Annotated in this window: 5 protein-coding genes; all 5 read right to left on the bottom strand. The window is 68.3% G+C overall.

The window, feature by feature from the left end; all coding sequences use genetic code 11:
* Positions 1 to 1329 (bottom strand): acyl-CoA synthetase (locus VHK87_RS13825; protein WP_329635470.1); only part of this gene is annotated, 1329 nt, incomplete at its 3' end.
* Between the two features lie 19 nt (positions 1330 to 1348).
* Positions 1349 to 1768, bottom strand: a complete 420-nt coding sequence (locus VHK87_RS13820) for a MaoC/PaaZ C-terminal domain-containing protein (protein WP_329635469.1) — start codon at positions 1766 to 1768, stop codon at positions 1349 to 1351.
* Positions 1768 to 2289, bottom strand: a complete 522-nt coding sequence (locus VHK87_RS13815) for an FAS1-like dehydratase domain-containing protein (RefSeq protein ID WP_329635468.1) — start codon at positions 2287 to 2289, stop codon at positions 1768 to 1770. The genes VHK87_RS13820 and VHK87_RS13815 overlap by 1 nt, the downstream gene beginning before the upstream one ends.
* 24 nt (positions 2290 to 2313) lie before the next feature.
* Positions 2314 to 3312, bottom strand: coding sequence for a nitronate monooxygenase (locus VHK87_RS13810; RefSeq protein WP_329635467.1), 999 nt, complete (start codon positions 3310 to 3312; stop codon positions 2314 to 2316).
* Positions 3313 to 3346: 34 nt separating this feature from the next.
* Positions 3347 to 4285 (bottom strand): acyl-CoA thioesterase, encoded by a 939-nt coding sequence (locus VHK87_RS13805; protein WP_329635466.1) that lies wholly within the window; start codon positions 4283 to 4285, stop codon positions 3347 to 3349.
* Positions 4286 to 4668 lie beyond the last annotated feature (383 nt).

Genomic DNA, 4668 nt, shown 5'->3' with positions numbered 1-4668 from the left:
CTCGCCCATCTCTTCGTCGGGGGCGCCCACCACGGCGGCGTCGGCCACCTTGGGATGGGTGATCAGCAGGTTCTCGATCTCCTGCGGGTAGATGTTCACCCCGCCGGAGATGATCATGAAGCTCTTGCGGTCGGTGAGGTACAGGTAGCCCTCTTCGTCCACCCAGCCGACGTCGCCGAGGGTGGTCCAGCCGTACTTGTTGGTGCTCTCGGCGACCTTCTCCGGGGCGTTGTGGTAGGAGAACTTGCCGCCGCCGGCGAAGTAGACCAGCCCCTCGGCCCTGGGCGGCAGCGGCTCGCCGTCCTCGTCGCAGATCTTCACCTCGACGGGCGCCGTCGCGCGGCCCACCGAGCCCCTGTGGGCCAGCCACTCCTCGGCGTTGATCGTGGTGCGGCCGTTGCCCTCGGTGCCCGCGTAATACTCGTGGATGATCGGCCCCCACCAGTCGATCATCGCCTGCTTGATCGGCACAGGGCACGGCGCGGCGGCGTGGAACACCACCTTCAGCGATGAGTGGTCGTATCTCTCCCGTGCCGAGGGCGGCAGCTTGAGCATGCGGACGAAGTGGGTGGGCACGAACTGCACGTGGGTGACCCGGTGGCGCTCGATCAGCGCCAGGCACTGCTCGGGATCGAACTTCTCCATCAGGACGACCGTGCCGCCGAGCCGGTGGACGTTCATCGACCAGCCCAGCGGGGCGGCGTGATACAGCGGCGCGGGCGAGAGGTAGATGGTCTCCTCGTCCATGCCGTAGAGCGTGCGCGCCCACTGGGTCAGGGCGTCGGCGCCCGCCAGCAGCGGCCCGCCGGGCAGCTCGCGCCTCACCCCCTTCGGCCGGCCGGTCGTGCCGGACGAGTAGAGCATCGGCCCGCCGGGGGTCTCGTCGGCTATCGGGGTGGTGGGATGTTTTGCGCGCTCGGCCCCGAACGAGGCGAAGGGCCCGAGCGCCGTGTCGACCATCAGCAGGTGGACGTCCGGCGTGCGGGCGGCGACCTCGAGGGCCACGTCGGCCATCGCCTGCGAGGTGATGAAGGCCTTCGAGCCGCTGTCTCCCACGATGTACTCGACCTCGCCGGCGGTGAGCCGCGAGGAGACGGCCGTGTAACGCAGGCCCGAGCGCTGCGCCGCCCACAGCACCTCGTAGTAGATGGGGTGGTTCTCCATCATGATCGCTACCCCGTCTCCGGGGCGAAGGCCCAGCGCCCGGAAGAGCTGGGCCCCCTGGTTGGAGCGCTCGTCCAGCTCCCGATAGGTCACCGTCAGCCCCGAGCCGGCCATCACATAGGCGGGCCGGTCGGGGGCGGACTTGGCGAACACCGTCGGGTGCATGAGAGCGCTCCCTACCGGGTCAGTCGACGCGCGCCTCGGCGTAGCCCGAGAGCACCTCGACGCCTTCTTGGTTGACGGTCTTCACGTCGAGCTCGACCAGCTTCTGGCCGTCGCGCTCGACGACGTTCTTCACCGTCGCCGTGGCGTCCAGGGTGTCGCCCGGGAACACCTGGCTGGTGAAGCGCACGCCGTATTTGGTGAGACGCGCATCGCCCACCCAGTCGGTGAGCATCCGGCCGGTCATGCCCATGGTCAGCATCCCGTGGGCGAACACCGAGGGATAACCCGCCACCTGGGTGGTGAAGATCTCGTCGGTGTGCAGCGGGTTGTAGTCGCCCGAGGCGCCCGCGTACTGGACGATCTGGGTGCGCTTCAGGTCCTCGACGATGCGGGCGGTGTGGGTCTGGCCCGGCTGAAGCTGGCTGGCGGATAGGGCCATCAGGCGTTCTCCTCTTTCTTGGGCTGCTGCTCGACGGGCTTGGAGGGCCGCACGCCGACGCTGCGGGCGGTGACCACCAGCTCGCCGTCCTGGTTGCGGTACTCGGTGACCCCTTCGGAGAACACCAGCGTGCCGCCCCGGCGGCCCTGCTTCTCCCACGTCTTGCCGGGAAAGCTGGTGGCCGTCAGCACGTCGCCGGCCCGCAGCGGGCGGTGGTACTCGTAATGCTGCTCGGCATGGAGGCCGCCGCCCCCACCGCCGCCGCCGCCCCCGCCGCCGGTGCGCTGGATGCCCGTCGGGTTCTTGCCCGAGCCGAACCACGGCTGGCCGATCTTGGGCCGCAGCCCATAGTCGGGATCGAACTGTGCGCTCGCTTGGACGAAGGTCGGCGGGGCGATGATCCCGCCCGCTTCGGTCTTCTTGCCCGCTTCGGCGTCGTAGTAGACGGGGTTCGGATCGCCGATCGAGCGGGCGAACATCATGATGTGCCCGGCTTCCACCGGGAATGTCTTGGCAGCCATGTCGCTTCCTCTTGTCGTTGTCGTTTAGGCCGGGACCGCCTGGCGGCCGCCGAGGAGCTGGGAGGCGCGGTCGCCCAGCAGCTGTTCGGCCTGACGGGTGATGTTGCGGACCACTTCGGCGCAGGTCGGGATGTCGTGGATCAGCCCCTGCGCCTGGCCCACGGTCCAGATGCCGCCGTCGGTGTCGCCCTTGCCCATCACGTTGGTGCGGCCGCGGATGCCGGCCACCAGGTGCTTCACGTCCTCGATGGTCTTTGTCGGGTCCTGCTGGATCCGCACCACTTCTTCCGAGACCGCGTTGCGCGCCACCCGGGAGGTGTTGCGCAGGGTGCGGTTGGTCAGCAGCGTGTCGCGCTCGGTGTTCTCGACGATCTTCTTCTTCACATTCTCATGGATGGCGCACTCCTGGGTGGCCATGAAGCGGGTGCCCATGTTCACGCCGTCCGCGCCCAGCATCAGCGCCGCCGCCAGGCTGCGGCCGTCGGCCATGCCGCCGGAGGCGATGATCGGCACGTCCACCGCGTCCGCCGTCGCCGGCAGCAGCACGATCAGGCCCACGTCGTCCTCGCCCGGGTGGCCGGCGCACTCGAAGCCGTCGATGGAGACCACGTCGACGCCGTTCTTCACCGCGGTCACCGCATGGCGGACCGAGGTGCATTTGTGGATCACCTTGACGCCGTTGGCCTTGAAGTCCGGCAGGTGGTCGGTCGGGTTGCGGCCGGCCGTCTCAACGATCTTGATGCCGCTCTCGATGATCGCCCGGCGGTATTCGTCGTAGGGGATCGGGTTCAGCGACGGCAGCAGGGTCAGGTTCACCCCGAACGGCTTGTCGGTCATGCTGCGGCAGCGCTCGATCTCTTCGAACAGCTCCTCGGCCGACTTGGAGTGGTGGGCGGTGATGAAGCCCAGCGCGCCGGCGTTGGCCACCGCGGCCACCAGCGGGGCGTAGCCCACCCCGGTCATGCCGCCCATCACGATGGGCGTCTCGATGCCGAACATCTCGGTCAGGCGTGTCTTGATCATCGGGTTTCCTTCCCTGGCGTTCCCGTCTCAATCACTAGGCGAATTCCGGAAGGTGGCGCTTGTCCAGCTCGCTTCTCACCTTCGTCGGGATCTCGATGGGCCGGCGGGCGTCGAGATCCAGCGCGATCGCCACATTGTCGTTCAGCGACACCAGCCTGCCTGTGGTGACATTGAATATCCAGCGGCGCGAATGGCGGACCTTGGCGTGCAGGCCGATCTCGGCGCCGAGCGAGCAAATGGTCTCGCCGACCCTCGGCTGCTCGAGGCGCACGTTGCGGGTCTCCAGCGAGGCCCAGCCGAAGCGGTGGCCCTCGTCGGTGGTGAAGGTCATCGGCCCCCACTTCTCGTCCGGCTTGGGCGCGCTGCGCAACTGGCCGAACATCATGTCCTCGCGCTCGGAGAGGAAGCCGTACTCGTCGCAGCTGGCCGCATCGATGACGCGTGTCATCCGGCGCGACATCGGGTCGGCGATCTCCTCCTCGAGCCGCGCGGCCACCTCGTCGTAGGCCAAGTCCACGCGGGGCGTCGAAAGGTCGATGGTGCGCGGGGCGCCATGGGCCGGCAGTCCGACCTGGAAGGCCTGCGCCTTCGCGAGCACCTCCTGCGGGATCTGCATCTGCACCCGGCTCGTGCGGCTCGTCAGGCCGACGACGATGACGAAGGTCGCGGCCACCTCGCCCTTGGCGTCGTTGGCCAGTTCAAAGAACAGCCGCAGCCGTTCGGGACCGGCCTCCAGCACGCCGCCGCGCACCGTGATGGTGGCCCCGACGAACTGCTCGCGGTGGTAGCGGCAGTAGACGTCCTCGTTGATCAGCAGCGCGCCGCGCCGGGCGCAGCTCTCGGGGTCCAGCCCCAGCTCGTCCATCAGCGCTTGGTTCGCAGCCAGGGCCCGCGACTGGTAGTAGCGGACGTTCATGTGGCCCAGGGCGTCGATTTCCGTCGGCTCGACCACCGACGTGTGCAGAACTTGCATCCTCAGCTCAAATCCCCTCAAACAAAAGCAAAGCAAAATCAGAGACTAGTCACGATCAATGTCGTCTTGGGGCGCGGCCCGGAAAACCCCGGGGTCCGTCGGCCGCGCCATTGTTGGGCCAATCGGGCCGCCGCCTCAAGTGGCCGCTGCGTCAGCCTGCCGCAAAGGCGCCATGGAATCCGGAGTGCTGTACGGCTACGTGCGGGGCGCTAGGGTAGCGCGTCTTCAGCCCTAAAGAGGACTTCATGGCCGGCGGGTCCGCCGATCGCGACATGGACGAGCGCGTCCTCGAGGAGCTCGTCGGGCTGCTCTCGCCGCTGCTGCGCGGGGTCGAGCTGCTGGGCATGGTCGCGCGCCACTTCCACCCGCCGCAGTTCGCCGAC

The organism is Phenylobacterium sp., assembly GCF_036263695.1.
Classification (GTDB): domain Bacteria; phylum Pseudomonadota; class Alphaproteobacteria; order Caulobacterales; family Caulobacteraceae; genus Phenylobacterium.
This window is presented reverse-complemented; position numbering and strand designations above follow the sequence as displayed.